Origin of the sequence: Prochlorococcus marinus str. MIT 0917, assembly GCF_027359575.1 — a bacterium.
In the GTDB taxonomy this organism is placed as follows: domain Bacteria; phylum Cyanobacteriota; class Cyanobacteriia; order PCC-6307; family Cyanobiaceae; genus Prochlorococcus_B; species Prochlorococcus_B marinus_D.
This window is the reverse complement of the sequence record NZ_CP114784.1, coordinates 1-17907: the sequence shown is the minus strand read 5'-3', so window position 1 is coordinate 17907 and position 17907 is coordinate 1. Positions and strand designations below refer to the sequence as shown.

The following is a 17907-nucleotide window of genomic DNA, read 5'->3' as shown; positions in this document are numbered from 1 at the left end:
TGTCGGCTGGATGTAAAAATTCAAAAGGTATGACGAACTTTTGCAGAGAACGTATTTCATGATTTTCAAGTTACTGCTTCATGTAAGTTTTTCGATTAAACGGACAAAATAATGACCGAAACTACTCCTTTACTACTTCGTGCAGCTCGCGGAGAAAATGTTGAAAGGCCTCCGGTTTGGATGATGCGACAAGCGGGGAGATACATGAAGGTATATCGCGACCTACGTGACAATCATCCAAGTTTCAGGGAAAGATCCGAAAACCCCGATCTTTCTTATGAAATTTCAATGCAACCTTTTAAAGCTTTTCAACCAGATGGAGTAATACTTTTTTCAGATATCTTGACTCCTCTTCCTGGAATGGGAATCAACTTTGACATCGTTGAAAGTAAAGGACCCTTGATAAATGACCCAATAAGAAGCCTCAAGCAGGTAAAAAACTTAAAGCCTCTTCAACCAGAAGAGAGCATGTCTTTTGTTGGTGAAGTCCTTGGAAGGCTAAGAGAAAGCGTTGGGAACAAGGCTGCAGTTCTTGGGTTTGTAGGTGCTCCATGGACTCTTGCTGCATATGTTGTAGAAGGGAAAAGCAGCAAAAATTATGCAGTTATAAAGGCGATGGCATTCCAAGAGCCAGAACTACTGCATCAACTTTTAAATCACTTTGCAGAATCAATTGCGAACTATTTGTCCTATCAAATTGAATCTGGGGCCCAAGTAGTTCAAATGTTTGATTCATGGGCAGGACAATTAAGTCCACAAGACTATGACGAGTTTGCTGCACCTTATCAACAAAAAGTAGTCAATTTAGTAAAAGATAAACATCCAGATACACCCATGATTTTATATATCTCTGGCAGTGCCGGAGTTCTTGAAAGGATGGGACAAACCGGAGTAGATATAGTCTCTTTAGATTGGACTGTTGATATGGCGGATGGACTAAAAAGGCTGCCTCAAACAGTAGGAGTACAAGGAAATGTTGATCCAGGACTTTTGTTTGGTACTCCTAATGCGATCAGATCAAGAATTGTTGATGTCGTCAAAAAAGCCAAAGGTAGAAAACATATTCTTAACCTTGGTCATGGAATACTTCCTGGGACCCCAGAGGAAAATGCAAGAGTATTTTTCGAGGCTGGCAAAAACGTCAATGAACTTATAAAAGTTTCATCTTGAAAAACGAAATAATTCTGATTACTGGTGCAAGTGGATGTGTTGGACAATACATAACAAATTGGCTAATCGAAAATTCAAGTTCAGAATTATTTTTATGGGTTAGAGATCCAAAAAAAATAACTTCAATAAATTTAGAAAATCCAAGGATTAAAATTTTAGTCGGAGATTTGAGACAATCAAATAAGTTCAAGAAAGAAATTTCAGAAGTCAACAGAGTTATTCATACTGCAACTGCTTGGGGTGATCCTAAAAGAGCGAAAGAAGTAAATATTGATGCCGTAAAAAATTTGCTCAATTTACTAAATCCTTCCAATATCAAGCAAATAATTTATTTCTCAACTGCAAGTGTTCTTGATAGAAACTTAAATTTGTTACCGGAAGCTTTTACCTATGGAACAGAGTATATACAAACGAAAGCACAATGCCTCCGAGAGCTTGAATCACATGAGCTTGCAACTAAGATCATAACTGTATTTCCAACACTGGTTTTTGGTGGTCGTTTAGACGGAAAAAGTAATTTTCCAACTAGTTATCTGACCAAAGGCCTTAGAGATGCATTGAAATGGATCTGGCTGGCAAGATGGATAAAATTATTTTCAAGGTTTCATTTTATTCACGCGGCAGATATTGCTTTCATTTGCGGGCATTTAGCCACCTCTAATTTCAAACCTGCGCAAGCTATTACTGGCACTAAAATAAAAAAATTGGTTTTAGGGCAACCCTATATAAGTATTGATGTAGTAATTCAGACGCTTCTAAAATGGAAAGGAATGAGTAAAGTCCCTCAAATCCCTCTTTGGACTTGGCTTGTTGAGCTCCTCATTATATTACTTCCCATTCAAATTACAAACTGGGATAGATTTAGTCTTAGACAAAAACACTTTATACATGAGCCCGTAACCTCTCCTGAAACCTTTGGGGGTATCAGCTATGCCAAAACTCTAAGTCAAGTTTTACATAATTCTGGTCTAACTAAACACTAAAATGTCAAACAGAAGCTAACGTAGTAAAATTATAAAAAGAGAAGAATTAATTTCATGATTCGTTCTATTTCAACAGCGTTATTTGCTTTTTTTGCATTTCTAGTAATTGGCGTATCCAATGTGAATGCTTCAACTGTTGAAGTTAAGCTTGGCACCGATGCAGGAATGCTTGCTTTTGAACCAAGCACCCTAAACATAAGCGCTGGCGACACCGTAAAGTTTGTAAACAACAAACTTGCTCCTCATAATGCCGTTTTTGACGGAAATGATGATCTAAGTCATCCAGATTTAGCTTTTGCTCCAGGAGAGTCTTGGGAGAGAACTTTTAGCACAGCTGGAACATACGACTTTTACTGCGAGCCTCATAGGGGTGCAGGAATGGTTGGAAAAATCGTAGTAAACTAAATCTCCAAAAGAATTTATTAAAGATGGGGCCTCCCCCATCTTTTTTTTTGAAAAAATATATTTAGAAATTCAATAAAAAGAACGAAGCATAATTTTTTTTAGATGAGAAACTATTGCGAATTAAAACATCAAATGGTTTATTTTAGTTTAGAAAAAATGTTAATTCGCCATCAAATGGGAGAGTTTTAATTTCATTAAAAAGGCTAATCAATATGAATCATATGCCTAAATTAGCTAAAATTAAGATTTTAAGAATTCAACTAATTAGTTCCAAAAGCTTAAAGTGATCTCACAAATTTATTTTGACAAATCAAAATAGGACGGTTTTCTTATATTTATACAATCAATAGACTTGATATAGTATCTAACTGAAAAAATTAAGTTAAAGGATGAAGGTAAATCCTGATGATTTTACTAACAGTGCTTGGCAAGGGATCATTGATGCAAAAGATTTAGCATTAACTGAAAAACATCAGACTTTAGAAACAGAACATCTTCTTTGGTCTCTTCTAAAGAAAAATGAAATCGCAATAAAAACAATAGAAAGGTCGGGCGGGATAATAAGAAAGCTAATTACAGAAATAGAAGAATTTATAAAGAACCAACCAAAAATGCTTAAAGCTCAAGAATCAATTTTCTTTGGCAAAAATATATCTTTTTCAATTTCAAGAGCAAAAAACATTAAACAATCATTCGAAGATGATTTTATTTCAAGCGAACATTTAGTGATTTCCCTATTTGATGACGAGAGAGTTTGTCATAGGTTATTTGAGCAAAATCAAATCAACAAAAACAGCCTTATTAAGGCTATAAATTCAATTAGAGGGGACAAAAAAGTGACCCAGAAAAATGCCGAAAATAGCTACGAAGCTCTTCAGAAGTACGGCCTAGACCTAACTTCTGCAGCCAGAGATGGAAAATTAGATCCTGTAATTGGAAGAGATGAGGAAATCCGAAGAACGATTCAAATCCTTAGCCGTAGAACTAAAAATAATCCCGTATTGATTGGGGAAGCTGGAGTGGGTAAAACAGCAATCATTGAAGGTTTAGCACAAAGAATTATCAATGGAGATGTTCCTAAAGCCCTTGAAGACCGTCAATTAATTTCCTTAGACATGGGAGCTCTAATAGCAGGTGCAAAATTCCGTGGTGAATTTGAAGAGAGACTTAAGTCAGTTCTTAAAAACGTCACAGATTCAGAAGGAAAAATAATTTTGTTCATCGATGAAATTCATACTGTCGTCGGAGCAGGAGCGAGTGGTGGAGCAATGGACGCAAGTAATCTCCTAAAACCAATGCTTGCTAGAGGTGAACTGAGATGTATTGGAGCAACAACCATCAATGAACATAGAGAACATTTTGAGAAAGACCCTGCGCTGGAAAGAAGATTTCAGCAAATACTTGTAAAACAACCCTCAGTCCAAGATACGATTTCGATCTTACGAGGACTAAAAGAAAGATATGAAGTCCATCATGGTGTTCGTATCTCTGATAACGCTCTCATAGCTGCGGCGATTTTGAGTGATAGGTATATACCCGAGAGGTTTTTACCTGATAAAGCTATCGATCTAATAGATGAATCAGCCTCACGTTTAAAGATGGAAATAACATCAAAACCAGAAGAAATTGATGAGATTGATAGAAAAATCATCCAACTTGAGATGGAGAAATTATCTTTGCAAGGTGAGTCAGATTCTTCTAGTAAAGAGAGACTCGAATTAATTACTACGGAACTAGCATTATTAACAAAAAATCAAATTGAAGTTAACAAGAAATGGGAACAAGAGAAAGAGTCAATCGAAGAAATTTCAACACTTAAAGAAGAAATAGAGAAAGTACAATTAGAAATAGAAAAAGCAAAGAGGAATTATGACCTCAACAGGGCGGCTGAACTTGAATACGGCACCCTTGTGAATTATCAACAAAATTTAAAATCTAAAGAACTTAATTTAAAAAATTCATCTCACAATGCTGAGAAATCACTTTTGAGAGAGGAGGTTGTCGCTGATGATGTAGCTGAAATTATTGCAAAGTGGACATCTATCCCAGTTAAAAGACTTGCGCAAACTGAAATTGAAAAATTACTCAATCTTGAATCTGAGCTGCATAAAAAAGTTATTGGTCAAAATAAAGCCGTCCAATCCATATCATCTGCCATACAAAGATCAAGGACAGGACTTAGTGATCCAAATAAACCAATAGCAAGTTTTCTATTTTTAGGACCGACAGGCGTCGGTAAAACTGAATTATCTAAGGCTTTGGCTTCTCAACTTTTTGATAGTGAAAATGCTCTAATTAGAATAGACATGTCTGAATATATGGAAAAACACTCTATAAGTCGTTTAATTGGTGCTCCTCCTGGTTACGTTGGTTACGAAGCAGGTGGACAATTAACAGAAGCAATCAGAAGAAAACCTTATTGCGTTTTGCTTTTCGATGAAATTGAGAAAGCACATAAAGATGTTTTCAATGTATTGCTACAGATACTTGATGAGGGCCGAGTAACGGATGGGCAAGGAAGAACAACTAATTTCAAAAACACTATTATTATTCTCACTAGTAATTTAGGCAGCGAATTAATCTCTGATAAGGATATAACTAATAATTCGTCGACAAATATAGATGAACTTATTAATCAAGAACTGAAATCAAACTTCAGGCCTGAATTTCTAAATAGACTTGATGAAATAATTAATTTTGAACCACTTAAAAAAGAAACTCTACTTAAAGTAGTCGATTTGCAATTAAATCGTTTAAGAGAAAGGCTAGAAGCAAAAGGAATCGAGCTTGATATTGATGATGATGTCCTATCTTTGATTACTGAAATTGGATACAACCCAAGCTATGGTGCTAGGCCCTTAAAAAGAGTTATTCAAAAAGAATTAGAAAGTGAAATAGCAAAATATATTCTTAAAGGCAAATATAAAGAAGGAAGCACTATAAAGATAGAGAATAAAGAATCAAAATTAATTTTCAACTAAAAACTTAAAATATTAATTTCATTTCAACAAGAACTCTTACTTTATTAAGGTTTAAACCACTTTGGGAAGAGGGTATAACTAGCGGAATTAACTTCATTTTCGTGAGCTATTGCTTTCCAACAACAAGATCTACCTTTCTCTCTTGAAAATAATAAATCATTAGCCCATCCCCAAACTAATTCAGCAGTTGATTCCATACCAACATTCTTCATAACTCTAAGATCTAGTACTTCTCTAGAGTGAAGGTTCTTCCATGTTTCAAGAAGAGGATCATCAAAATTGACTAAAAAAGTATGATCAAAATGATCTTTCAACTGCTCTTCTAAAGGTCTCAGACTTGAGAAATCTACAACGAAGCCATTTTCATCAAGTTCATTTGAAGCAAAACAAAAGGTAAAGCTTCGACTGTATCCATGAACATAACGACAGTGTCCTTTATGTTTCCATTGACGGTGAGAGCATGGATAGTCTTTAAAATGCTTTGAGCAATTAAATGGAATATCTTTAATCGTCATAAAAAGATGAATAAAAAACCAATAGAGGATTAAATTTAAATAATTAGAGTTAAAAAGCCTAATTGGCTTAATTTAAAATGCTTTTTATAGATAATCTTCACTTTGATAAAAATGGCTTGATTCCAGCCATAGCGCAAGATTGGATCGATGGCTCAATTTTAATGATGGCATGGATGAACAAAGAATCCATTACGAAAACATTAGAATCTGGTGAGGTTCACTATTGGAGTCGTTCAAGGAAAGAGCTTTGGCACAAAGGAAAAACGAGCGGTCATTTTCAAAAATTGAAAGGGATTAGGACTGATTGCGATTCAGATACGATACTTTTATCAATTGAGCAAATTGGTTCAATCGCATGCCATACAGGGAAAAGAAGTTGTTTCTTTAAAGATTTAGAAACAAATGAAGACGTTCTTTACCCTCCTTCTGATGCTTGTAGTGAATTATTCAAAGTCATAGAGAGTCGTAAGAGTAATCCTGAGGAGGGAAGCTATACAAATAGTCTTCTGAAGGAAGGCGATAATAAAATCCTAAAAAAGATAGGTGAAGAGACAGCCGAATTCATCATGGCTTGTAAAGATAAAAATCCTATTTCAGTTGCTAATGAGGCTGCAGATCTACTTTTCCATATGCAAGTTTCTTTAGCCCATCAAAACGTTTCATGGGAAGAAGTTCTGAAAGTTTTAGTTAAAAGAAGAGGTGCTCCAAGAAGAAATCAGTAGAAAAAGAACCAACTCTTATATTATTTTTTTTACTTTTAAATAAGTTTCTTTGGTAGAAAGACAATGGATTGTATTCATAAAAAAGTCTTGAAAGAGAAAAAAAAACAATCAACATTTTTCTTATATCTTTGGTAAATTATCCTTTACATAAAATCCGGTGTAGCGTTTAAAAATAATTATTCGAGACTAAAAAATCTTTAAAGAGTTTTATAGATCAAAAAACTACTTTAAGAAACTCATTGATACTAGTATGTTTTGAGATATATTAATTAAAAAAAATAATTTATTTAAACGCTTTTTAAAGGATCCAAGTGAAAAATATCAAAAAATTCTTTTAGCTTAATTGACCTACTGAAGGCGTTAAGAATATATAAAGGACAACTAATAAATTCCGAACACTTTATTACGCCTATTGAAAGTAAACCATTTCTCTCTAGGTTATAAATACAAGGAGGAATAAATCGTGAGTTCATTAAGCGACTTTCTTGGAGAAATAGGAAGACACCAATTGCTCACACCAGAGCAAGAGCTCACAATGGGTAGAGAAGTGCAAGCAATGGTTGCACTTAATGAACGCTGCCAACAAGCTGGAGGCAATGGGCCAGAGTGCGAATACTCAAGCGCAGAAAAGAAAAAACTTAAAGCAGGTGAGCGTGCTAAGAATCAAATGATCACAGCAAATTTGAGGCTTGTTGTGAACTTGGCCAAACGCTATCAAGGTAAAGGTCTTGACCTTCTTGATTTGATTCAAGAAGGTACCTTAGGCTTAACAAGAGCTGTAGAGAAATATGATCCCAAAAGAGGTCATAGGTTTTCAACTTACGCATACTGGTGGATTAGGCAAGGATTAAATAGAGCGCTGTCAACACAAAGTAGAACCATAAGAATCCCTGTAAACATAAATGAAAAACTAACAAAACTTCGTGCTGCCAAGTCTCGACTAATGCAAGAACTTGGAGTTCATCCCTCAACTAGCCAAATAGCAATACAAATGAAAATTCCTTTAGAGGAAGTAGAAGAATTGCTTGCATGCGAATTGAGAAGCATCACAGTAAGTTTGCAAGGTGCAGTCAAATCAAAAGCAGATCCATCAGAGCTTGTCGATATTCTTCCGAGTGAGGAAGTTCCTCCTATGGAACTAGCAGAATTAGCGGAAAGAAGTGCTTCTGCTTGGTCATTATTGGACAAATCAAATCTCACACCTAAGGAGAGAACGATACTAAGTCTTCGATTTGGCCTAGATGGATCTAATGAATGGAGGACGTTAGCAGAAGTAGCACGACAAATGAATTGCAGCAGGGAATATTGCAGACAAGTTGTACAACGTGCATTAAGGAAATTGAGAAAGACAGGGATTCAAAGTGGTCTTTTAGAGACAAGTATTTAATTGTGGTTAGTTCAAGAAACTCAAATAAAGAAGTATTTGAAGCAGAAGTAATTGAAAGTTCTGTTATCGACGAGGGCTTACTTAAAAAGATCTTATTAAGAGCAGGCAGAGTTATTGCACAGCCAGCATTAGAGGGATTTGAACTCATCATTGACAACTCAACTCCTCCCCAAGTGAGAATATCGATAATGGGAGCACTTACTTATTTAATTGTTCCTGTTGATTTAATTCCCGACTTCATTCCTGCCTCAGGTTTTAGCGATGATCTTGTGGCTCTAACCGCTGTAATAAGCCTTTGGCAACATCACATCACTCCAGAGATAAAGTTCAGAGCAAAGTCTAAGTTAGATAAATGGTTTCCACTATGAGCAAAGAGCGCTGGTCAAAAGATATGGAAGAAGATCTTATTCTTCTTATCAAAGATTGGTTGAAGCAGACTGGTAGAACACAATCAGAACTTTGCAAAACTCTTAATCTCCCTTCAGCAAGAATGCCAACTTTAATTGAATCTTTAAAAAAAGATTATAACTCTGGTGGAATCCCAAAAATTGCTAATCGACTTTGTGAAGTTGAAGAGTTATGGACAAACGGTGGAGAAGGGAAAACAAAGAAAAACATTGAATTAAATTCTTCTGGACAACTTGATCTTCTTGACGAGATTTGTGAGGATCTTTCAAAAATTAATTTCAAAAAATAAGATTTACAAGACTATGAAAAAAAACTTGTATTTTTTTTTCATAAAATTAATAGGTTTTTTTCTAATCAGTTTTTGTTGCACATTTTTTTATTTAAGTTTGCCGAAAGAGCTCAATGCTATTGAGGCAGATTTAGGGGAAAATCTTTTTAAACATAACTGTGCTGGATGTCACATTAATGGCGGGAACATAATCAGAAGATCAAAGAATTTGAAGATTTCATCATTAAAGCGTAATGGAATTGACAATCCAGAAGCTATAGCGAAGATAGCTAGACAAGGGACAGGAATAATGGGTGGATACGAAGACAAGCTAGGAGACAATGGTGATCAAATTGTAGCCAACTGGGTCTGGGAACAAGCTCAAAAGGCTTGGGTCCAAGAGTAAATTTCGAAATCAGTCCATATTCCCTCTCTCCAGTAAACGTCCTCTTTGATAAGACTTCTTAGATGCTCAATATCATCAGATTTAAAGATCCCAAAAACATATCTATTACATTTTGTCGGTCCTAATGTTATTAAAATACCTTCTTTCTTAAATAATGAGAGTCTGTGTAAATGCTCTTCCCTAAAAGGTGTTCTCTTTTTTAGAGCATCTTCACAGTAAGACCCCCAAAGTACAAATTGATCCATAGTTTTCAAGTTAAGTAATGACAATATCTCTCAAGATAAAACATAGAAAAGAATTCAATATTCAGATTGATCTGTTTCTATTTAAAAAAATATTAGTTAGTCGCAGCTCTTAGTTCCTTACAAAAAGAACCGGCTTCTTCGACTTTCATTCCGATAGAAGCATTAGCAATTCTTTTGACTAAGGCACTACCAACAATTGCACCATCAGCTCCCCATTCTCTAACTTGTTGAATATGTTTTACCTCCGAGATTCCAAAGCCTACAGCAATTGGACTAGATGAAGAGTGTTTTAGTTGTTTAACAAGAGTCTCAACATTATCTTCTAGTGAAGACCTTTCACCTGTTACCCCAGTAACACTAACAAGATAAGTAAATCCATTAGAAGTCGCTGCAATTTTTTTCATACGGTCCTTGGGTGTTGTGGGGGCAACAAGTAAAACCAAATCAATTTCTTCAGATTCAGCTATCTTAGAGAGCTTTTCTGCTTCTTCCAAAGGGAGATCGGGAACGACAAGTCCTGAAACACCTACTTTTGAAGCTTGTAAGCAAAATTCTTCCAGACCTTTATTAATAAGTGGATTTGAGTAAGTAAATAAAATTATTGGTATTGTCAATTGATCTCTCAATTCAGACAACATTTTAAAAACCCTGTCAGGAGAAGTTCCCGCAGAGAGAGCTCGAGAAGCTGCTAATTGAATAATCGGTCCATCTGCCAAAGGATCACTGTATGGAATGCCTAGCTCAATCATGTCAGCACCATTTGCCTGAAGTTCTAACAAAATCTTTGCTGTAGTTTCCAAATCAGGGTCACCTGCCATAAGGAAAGGCATTAATGCAATTCTTTTCTCCTTTTTTATTTTGGAAAAAGACCTACTAATATTTGTACTTTTCAATGTTCTAAGCCTTAGGTATCTCTCTTTTTTATCATTTTTGTATCCCTAAGAGTAAAAAATTATTGAGATTTAGTAATTAAAACTTAAGTTTGTTCAATACTTTCTTCCTGAACAGTTTTTAGTAATTCAATTTTTTCTTCTTCTGTCATGGACTCAAACTTTTCTCTAATTTTTTCATCAGTCAATTTTTCATAAGCCTCTCTGTATCTTTTACGTTGCTCCATAAAAGTCATATTCCCAGAAAAAACCCTGAATAGATAAGAAGCGGTCCATGCAAAAATAATTAAAATTAATATTGACTGTGCTGCAATACCAGCTGATATTGATTCAAATCCAAGTAACTGAAAGACTTCATATCCCAAGCCGCCTAAAACAAAAACAAGCAAACCTATTTGAAAAACCTGTGCTCTTGTCAAAGTTCAAGACTCCGCTTTTCCATTCATTCTTAAATTAAGAAACGGTGCAAACAAAACCATTCCAGGAAAGAAAAGAAACACAAGTCCATATATAAAAAGTCGTTCTAACTTTCCCATAACATTCCAACGATTATTCATCCAATAAAAAAGAAATAAAGGAACTACCAATAAATACACCCCTCCCAATACCGCATAAGCAGATAATGTAATTATCGGATTAACAGCTCCCATTAAGCCAAAAGGGACTAAACACACAATCGAGATAGAAAAGATCATGGGAGTGGGGGGACTTGAACCCCCACGGCCAAAAAGCGGCCAACAGATTTTAAGTCTGGTGCGTCTACCAATTCCGCCACACTCCCCAGTAATAGCAAGGGTTATCACAATGCTAGAGATTAAACTCTAAGCCATTCACATATTAGCGTAAACGTATGTGCTTAAATCAGTACTCTTAAGAATATCTAGAGTTAAATAATTATGGGAAGACTCATTCACCAATCTCACTAAACATGCTCAATTGCCCAGCGAAGAGTTTCTCCTGAATGAAATGGTTTTACAAAATCATTGGGATCACCATCTAATCCAACGTCAATCATTTGAGGTACGGAAATATTTTTTTTAACTAATGTTATTCTCTCTGTGTTTAAAGGTAATCCATAAAAAGTTGCTCCATTGATACTTGAAAAAGCTTCAAACCTATCTAGGGCATTTTCTTCTTCGAAAACTTTCAAATAGCTTTCCAAAGCAAAAGGGGCATTAAAGATTCCCGCACATCCACATGAGCTTTCCTTAAATCTACGGGTATGAGGTGCTGAATCAGTTCCTAGGAAAAAGCAAGGTTTACCGCTGGTAGCCGCTTGTCTTAAAGCAATACGATGAATTTCACGTTTAGCTGTGGGTAAGCAATAAAAATCACTCCTTAACCCACCATTGAACATTGCGTTTCGATTGATATGTAGATGATGAGGTGTGATTGTAGCGGCTATATCAAACTCACTGTTTTCTACAAAATCAACTGCATCAATGGTCGTGATGTGTTCTAAAACCACTTTAAGTGATGAAAATCTTCGTAATAATGGTTTAAGGTGACGGTCAATAAAAACAGCTTCTCTATCAAATACATCAACATTGAAATCGGTCACTTCTCCATGAATCAATAATGGCATACCAATTCTTTCCATCGTCTCAAATAAATTGTCGACTTTATTTATATCTGTAACCCCATACGAGGAATTAGTTGTCACGTTAGCTGGATAGAGCTTTGCTCCATGGAAGACACCTTCTCTAAAGCCTCTCTCTAAGACCTCCGCAGGCATATCATCTGTAAGATACGCTGTCATTAATGGGGTAAAAGAAACACCTACAGGGATAGACTGGATAATTCTTTTTTTATACTCTTGTGCTTGGCTTAAAGTAGTTATTGGCGGATCAAGATTAGGCATGATGATTGCACGACAAAACACATTTGCTGTATGACTTAAAACACCTTTAAGTATCTTTCCATCTCTCAAATGCAGATGCCAATCATCCGGCTTTAATAATGAGATTTGATTAACAGAAGCAATCACAGGATTAAAGCTTTTTCAATGTATATCTTATGCAAACTTGATCTATAAGTCTTCAAGTATCAATAAAGGGCTAAGATATTAGGATAATACCAAAAGAAAATAATATAAATTAATTCACTAATTTAGTTTCTCAATAAATTAATCGATTATGCCATCAATATTATTGTCATTTTTAGAGCTTATTACTGGGATACTTTTACTTTTTAGCGGAGGAGAGTTCTTTATTCAAGGATCTGTCGCTTTAGCCTTAATCCTTGGGATCCCTCAACTAGTAATTGGCTTAACAATAGTATCTCTCGGGACAAGTGCACCTGAACTATTTGTGAGTGTTAACTCCTCCCTCACTGGATCAGATAGTCTGGCTTTGAGCAACATTGTTGGCAGCAATATTTTCAATGTGATGGTAGTTCTAGGAGGAAGTGCACTTTTACGACCTTTAAGAGTTGAAAGTCGTCTTGTAAGGAGAGACATTCCTCTTCTTTTAGCAGTCTCAACTGCTGTTTGGGGGATGGCCGCTTCAGAGCTGATAACTTGGCAATTTGGATTAGCTTTGATAGTTGCGCTGATAATAAATACCACTTGGGAAATTCGCACAGCAAGAGAGGAGCCTCAAAAAACCCAAGAAGCAGAGCCAAAAATCAATATAGAAAAAGACTCAACAAGTTTATTAAATGCAGGCGTAAAATTATTAGGTGGTATTTTCTTGCTAACTCTTGGATCACGGCTGTTAATAGAAGGCGCATCTACAATTGCAGGATTACTAGGTGTAAGCGAGGCCATAATTGGGTTAACGATAGTTTCGCTGGGCACCTCTTTACCTGAGTTGATTACGTCATTAGTGGCCGCTATTCGTGGTCAAACTGATCTAGCAATAGGCAACGTAATTGGAAGTTGTTTATTAAATCAATTACTAGTTTTAGGTAGCTGTTCTGTATTATCTGGAGGCAGTGGTTTAGTGGTTGAGAATTTACTTATAACTAAGGATCTTCCTATCATGGTAATTACTACATTTGCGTGCATGCCAATTTTTTGGACAAAAGGAATAATAAGTAGAGGAGAAGGTGGCGTTTTATTAGGATTATATATACTTTACATTGCAGACAAAATAATACCTCTCACCCTACCAACTTTACATTCAGCATTCAAAGAATTAGTTTTTATAGCCATATCATTATCAATAATAATAATTATATATAAGACAATTGCTTACTGGTTAAGGCTAAGAAAAAGTTCTAATAACTAATACCTTTACATAAATCATCTCATTGTCACGAATTCCTCGGCTATTGTAGGATGCAATGCCATTGTATTATCAAAATCAGATTTTTTAGCTCCTAGCATTAGTGAGATTGATGCCATCTGAATAATCTCGGATGCATTTTCACCAATCATATGACATCCCAAAACTTTATTATTATTCTTATCAACTATTAGCTTTAAAATACATTTAGGGCCAGTCTTTGGCAATGATTTGGATAAGGGTCTAAATATTGATCTATATACTTCAATTTTATCTTTTCCCAACGACTGGATTGCCTTCTCTTCAGTTATGCCCACAGAAGCTATTTCAGGCTGACTAAATACAGCATAAGGAACAAAATCATAGTTAACCTTTTGAGCTGATTTACCATAATTTCTATCAGCAAACTTTCTACCCTCATCAATTGCGACAGGTGTCAAGTTGATCCTGTCAGTTACATCTCCAATAGCAAAGATATTAGAAATATTTGTTTTACTTTCACTATCAACTTTAATTTTATTTTCAAGAGTTTCTATACCCGCTTGTTCTAACTTCAACCCCTCTAAAAATGGCTTTCTACCAGTAGCGAAAAGCAATCCATTCGAATCAAGCTCTTTACCTGTATTTGTTTTTATAATTAAAGCTCCAGGAGTTCCTTTTAGTGAAGAAATATTCTCACCAAAGTTTATGTTAACTCCTTTATTTTTCATTGCCTCGGTTAGTGCTGAAGAAAGTTCAAAGTCAAATCCTCTTAAAATCCGATCACCTCGAACTAATTGAGCAACCTCAACACCTAAACCGTGCAATATGCATGCAAATTCGCAAGCAATATAGCCTGCACCAACAATTGTAATTTTTTTCGGAAAGCTTTTAAGAAGAAACATATCATCACTTGTCCAACCTAAAAATGCACCCTCAATATTTGGTCTTTGAGGTCTGCCTCCCACTGCAATCAAAATTCTTTCTCCATAAAGTTCATTTAAAGTCTCTCCATTTATTCGATTTTTAATTGCGATACAATTTGAATTTTTAAACTCACCCCAACCTTTAAAAAGCTCAACATTAGCCTTATTTAGAAAATTCTCGTGTAATTCATTCAGCCTCTGCACTTCCTTTCGAACATTAGCTAATAAAGTCTCTGACTTGATCTTTAAATTATCAAAATCAAAACCATAAGATGGTGCAGACAAAAAACTCTCGAATAGAGAAGAGCCACAAACTAATAATTTTTTAGGGACACAACCTCTTATTACACACGTTCCTCCGACAAGATCGCCCTCGACGATTGCTACAGATGCTCCATAACTGGCTGCTTTCTTTGCAGCAGCTAATCCACCGGATCCTGCACCAATGACAATTAAATCAAAAGACCTTTTCAATTTTGCAACCTAGTATTATTTCTCTATTCTCGTTGAAATAAATGAAACCAACCAGAAATGCAATGAGTTGGGAAGAATTAGCAATATATGCAGCTGATCCCATTGATCAAATCAATGGGTTAAACAATCCATATTCCTCACTTCGTCTTTTTAATAAAGATGAGTCCGAGGCAATTGTTACTCTTTACAGAGACAATCATGCTTGGTGTCCTTATTGCCAAAAAGTTTGGATTTGGTTAGAGCTTAAAAAAATTCCTTACCGGATTAAAAAAGTAACCATGCGTTGCTACGGAGAAAAGGAAAGATGGTATTTAACAAAAGTTCCCTCAGGAATGCTCCCTGCAATAGAAATTGAAAATCATGTAATCACAGAAAGTGATGAGATCCTATTTGTGTTAGAAGAAATTTATGGGCCTCTAGGTCAATCGCTTAACGAGAAGAAAGTCTTAGAGCATCGGAGACTTGAAAGAGAATTATTCTCATCTTGGTGTAATTGGTTGTGTCGCAACTCTCTTTTCCAGGTCCAAGAAGAACAAAAGAAAGAGTATTTCAAAAATGTTGCAAAGAAATTTGAAAAAGAACTACAAAAGAATGCTTCAGGATGGCTCACACCCATCTCAACAGAAAGTGGCGAAAAGCCTGGATCAGCAGATGTCATTTTTATTCCATATGTTGAAAGAATGAATGCATCTTTGGCTTACTACAAAGGATACGCATTAAGAGAAGAGCACCCTTTTATCAATAAATGGCTTAAAAATCTTGAAAAACTTCAGGAATACAGAGGAACCCAAGGAGATTTTCATACTCATGCTCATGATTTACCTCCTCAAATGGGAGGTTGCTTTACTTATTCAAATACAAATCAACAATTATTTGCAAAAAACATTGACATGGGTTATGGATTAGGACAATTAGAACTAAAAAATTTTAAAGTTGATCAAGAATCTGAACAACAATTTGAGGCATTGGCTTTACAAAGAGTGATTAGACATAAAGAAAGAATCATTGCTGTTAGTCCAATGAAAAATAAATTATTTGATCAGCCATTGAGAGCAGCCTTAACGTCTATGATTTCAAAAAAAGATTGCCCTCCAGAGAGGGATAGTGCCTCTGCCTTACGCTACCTCAGAGATAGAATCTCAGTCCCCAGAGACATGCCTTTACTATCAGGAAGATTGTTTAGACAAGCTCTTGAACGCACAGCGAATATTGATGGTAGTGATATAGGTCCTGAAATACCTACAAGAAATAGGCTAGATCAAAATCCTATACACTTTAATTGAGACTCTAAAATTTCTCCAAATACCACATATTAAATTCAACGACGTTTTCGTGAATCAATCTGAAGAAGATCCTTAACCTTTTGAACTTGACTGGCCAATTGTGGCTCACTCGAAAGTTTCTTTTCTACTTGTTCAATGGCATACATAACTGTTGTATGATCTTTTCCGCCAAAAGACTCTCCGATACGAGGAAGACTTAAATCTGTACCGTGGCGCATTAAATACATGCCAACCTGTCTTGCCTGACTGACAGGTCTTCGTCTACTTGGACTACGCATTTCCTCCTCTGTGACTCCAAACACCTCAGCGACTTTTTCCAAGACTTGCTTAGGTTTAACTTCAACTCCTTGTCCAGTAGGATCAAGCATAGGTGCTACAGATTCAACTGTCATTGGCAAACCAGTTATAGAGGCAAAAGCCACAGCTCGAGTGAATGCCCCTTCCAACTCTCTAATATTCGAGGTGAATCTTCCAGCTATAAACTGAATCAAATCTCTTGGCAAACGCATTCTTTCATGCTCAGCTTTTTTTTGTAATATTGCCATTCTTGTCTCCAAATCGGGTGCTTGGATATCTGCAATTAGTCCCATTGAAAATCTTGAAATCAATCGTTCTTGTAAACGAGGTATTTGACTTGGAGGCCTATCACTTGTAAGAACAATTTGCCTGCCTGCCTCGTGCAAAGCATTAAATGTATGAAAGAATTCTTCCTGAGTATATTCTTTACCTTCTATAAATTGAATATCGTCAACCAATATCAAATCAGCTTCTCTATATCTATTTCTGAAAGCTTGCATTCCATCTTTTCTGATCGCAACTATTAAATCATTGGTAAAAGTCTCAGTAGAAACGTATGCAACCTTTGCTCCCGGATCGATTTCCAACCTGTAATGACCAATAGATTGCATTAGATGGGTTTTACCTAGGCCAACCCCCCCACAAATAAATAATGGATTAAATTCTCGACCAGGAGCCTCAGCTACTGCCATTGCTGCAGCATGAGCCATCCGACTATTTGGACCAACAACAAATCTATTAAAAACATATCGAAGATTCAAACCCGGTAATTTTTTTTTTATTGGGGCTTGATTAGATTTAACGTCTGAATTCTCATGAGTATCAATAGTATTATTTTCTACATTTGAAAAAGTCTTTTTTTTATTGCTTTTATTTGATGAAAATTCTTCCTTGACTTTTATGTAAACTTTAACTTCATAACCATATATATCAGAGGCAATCTCTTCAATTGTATGAGAGTAATTTTTTCTTAGCCAATCACTTGAAAAGCTGTTTGGAGCAAGCAAAGTCAAGCAGTTATCTTTGAAATCAAAGAATTCAGCCGGACGTATCCATGTTTCATATGAAGGCTTACTTAAATTCTTTTGCAGTAATTGCTGCACCTTCGTCCATAGCTCATTCCGAGTTGGCACATGCATTACCTAATGGAATATGATTTTAGCTAAAAACTTTAACCAGTCATTCTTAAATTTGGGAACCCAGTTGTAAAATTGAATTGTATTATTCAAAAAAGTAGCTATAGCAATGGATTAGAGATATAAATACAAGTATATATTTGTTCTTTTCAGAATAAATATTAATCAGTCGCAATGAATAGTAACTTAAGCTTGAAAAAATATC

The 17907-nt window shown here is 35.6% G+C and carries 19 protein-coding genes and 1 tRNA gene; 11 read left to right on the top strand and 9 right to left on the bottom strand.

The genetic code is table 11. The features are described from left to right. Positions 1-111: 111 nt before the first annotated feature. The 4 genes from hemE (at position 112) to clpB (ending at position 5539) form a co-directional block, all read left to right on the top strand. A complete protein-coding gene (gene hemE / locus O5637_RS00100; RefSeq protein WP_269605040.1) occupies positions 112-1170 on the top strand; it encodes a uroporphyrinogen decarboxylase in 1059 nt (352 codons plus the stop codon). Continuing rightward, the gene (locus O5637_RS00095; protein WP_269605038.1) at positions 1167-2153 is read left to right on the top strand and encodes an NAD-dependent epimerase/dehydratase family protein; all 987 of its coding nucleotides are present in this window, start codon (positions 1167-1169) and stop codon (positions 2151-2153) included. Before hemE ends, O5637_RS00095 begins: the two co-directional genes overlap by 4 nt. A 54-nt stretch (positions 2154-2207) precedes the next feature. Then, on the top strand, positions 2208-2558 hold the full coding sequence (gene petE, locus O5637_RS00090) for a plastocyanin (protein WP_269605036.1): 351 nt from the start codon (positions 2208-2210) through the stop codon (positions 2556-2558). 389 nt (positions 2559-2947) lie between these two features. Beyond that, positions 2948-5539: an ATP-dependent chaperone ClpB gene (gene clpB, locus O5637_RS00085; RefSeq protein ID WP_269605034.1), complete on the top strand. Its 2592-nt coding sequence runs from the start codon at positions 2948-2950 to the stop codon at positions 5537-5539. Positions 5540-5583: 44 nt separating this feature from the next. Here clpB and O5637_RS00080 read toward each other — a convergent pair whose 3' ends face one another. Next, a complete protein-coding gene (locus O5637_RS00080; RefSeq protein WP_269605032.1) occupies positions 5584-6054 on the bottom strand; it encodes a 6-carboxytetrahydropterin synthase in 471 nt (156 codons plus the stop codon). Between the two features lie 77 nt (positions 6055-6131). On the opposite strand from O5637_RS00080, the gene hisIE reads away from it, so the two are divergent. The 5 genes from hisIE to O5637_RS00055 all read left to right on the top strand — a co-directional run bounded on the left by hisIE (position 6132) and on the right by O5637_RS00055 (position 9245). Next, positions 6132-6776: a bifunctional phosphoribosyl-AMP cyclohydrolase/phosphoribosyl-ATP diphosphatase HisIE gene (hisIE, locus tag O5637_RS00075; protein WP_269605030.1), complete on the top strand. Its 645-nt coding sequence runs from the start codon at positions 6132-6134 to the stop codon at positions 6774-6776. A gap of 463 nt (positions 6777-7239) precedes the next feature. Next, positions 7240-8163, top strand: coding sequence for a sigma-70 family RNA polymerase sigma factor (locus O5637_RS00070; protein ID WP_269605028.1), 924 nt, complete (start codon positions 7240-7242; stop codon positions 8161-8163). A 2-nt stretch (positions 8164-8165) separates the two neighbouring features. After that, positions 8166-8531, top strand: coding sequence for a YkvA family protein (locus tag O5637_RS00065; protein WP_269605027.1), 366 nt, complete (start codon positions 8166-8168; stop codon positions 8529-8531). Further along, positions 8528-8860, top strand: coding sequence for a hypothetical protein (locus O5637_RS00060; RefSeq protein WP_269605025.1), 333 nt, complete (start codon positions 8528-8530; stop codon positions 8858-8860). The genes O5637_RS00065 and O5637_RS00060 overlap by 4 nt, the downstream gene beginning before the upstream one ends. A 13-nt stretch (positions 8861-8873) precedes the next feature. Then, positions 8874-9245, top strand: coding sequence for a c-type cytochrome (locus O5637_RS00055; RefSeq protein WP_269605023.1), 372 nt, complete (start codon positions 8874-8876; stop codon positions 9243-9245). Here O5637_RS00055 and O5637_RS00050 read toward each other — a convergent pair. The 6 genes from O5637_RS00050 to pyrC form a co-directional block, all read right to left on the bottom strand. Further along, complete coding sequence (locus tag O5637_RS00050) at positions 9221-9490, bottom strand: YciI family protein (RefSeq protein ID WP_269605022.1); 270 nt, start codon at positions 9488-9490, stop codon at positions 9221-9223. The genes O5637_RS00055 and O5637_RS00050 overlap by 25 nt on opposite strands. 92 nt (positions 9491-9582) lie before the next feature. After that, positions 9583-10383, bottom strand: coding sequence for a tryptophan synthase subunit alpha (gene trpA / locus O5637_RS00045; protein ID WP_269605020.1), 801 nt, complete (start codon positions 10381-10383; stop codon positions 9583-9585). Positions 10384-10466: 83 nt separating this feature from the next. Continuing rightward, positions 10467-10799 (bottom strand): DUF3007 family protein, encoded by a 333-nt coding sequence (locus O5637_RS00040; protein WP_269605018.1) that lies wholly within the window; start codon positions 10797-10799, stop codon positions 10467-10469. 3 nt (positions 10800-10802) lie between these two features. Continuing rightward, the gene (gene ndhL, locus O5637_RS00035) at positions 10803-11075 is read right to left on the bottom strand and encodes an NAD(P)H-quinone oxidoreductase subunit L (protein WP_269605016.1); all 273 of its coding nucleotides are present in this window, start codon (positions 11073-11075) and stop codon (positions 10803-10805) included. Further along, positions 11075-11161, bottom strand: a tRNA-Leu gene (locus tag O5637_RS00030). Before O5637_RS00030 ends, ndhL begins: the two co-directional genes overlap by 1 nt. 141 nt (positions 11162-11302) lie before the next feature. After that, positions 11303-12367, bottom strand: a complete 1065-nt coding sequence (gene pyrC / locus O5637_RS00025) for a dihydroorotase (protein WP_269605014.1) — start codon at positions 12365-12367, stop codon at positions 11303-11305. Between the two features lie 148 nt (positions 12368-12515). Between pyrC and O5637_RS00020 the strand changes: the two genes are divergently transcribed. Continuing rightward, complete coding sequence (locus O5637_RS00020) at positions 12516-13610, top strand: calcium/sodium antiporter (protein WP_269605012.1); 1095 nt, start codon at positions 12516-12518, stop codon at positions 13608-13610. Between the two features lie 14 nt (positions 13611-13624). Here O5637_RS00020 and gorA read toward each other — a convergent pair whose 3' ends face one another. Beyond that, complete coding sequence (gorA, locus tag O5637_RS00015) at positions 13625-14986, bottom strand: glutathione-disulfide reductase (RefSeq protein ID WP_269605010.1); 1362 nt, start codon at positions 14984-14986, stop codon at positions 13625-13627. A gap of 41 nt (positions 14987-15027) precedes the next feature. Here gorA and O5637_RS00010 point away from each other — a divergent pair, with 41 nt between their 5' ends. Further along, positions 15028-16269: a glutathione S-transferase family protein gene (locus O5637_RS00010; RefSeq protein ID WP_269605008.1), complete on the top strand. Its 1242-nt coding sequence runs from the start codon at positions 15028-15030 to the stop codon at positions 16267-16269. Between the two features lie 35 nt (positions 16270-16304). Here O5637_RS00010 and dnaA read toward each other — a convergent pair whose 3' ends face one another. Further along, positions 16305-17705 (bottom strand): chromosomal replication initiator protein DnaA, encoded by a 1401-nt coding sequence (dnaA, locus tag O5637_RS00005; RefSeq protein WP_269605006.1) that lies wholly within the window; start codon positions 17703-17705, stop codon positions 16305-16307. Positions 17706-17907 lie beyond the last annotated feature (202 nt).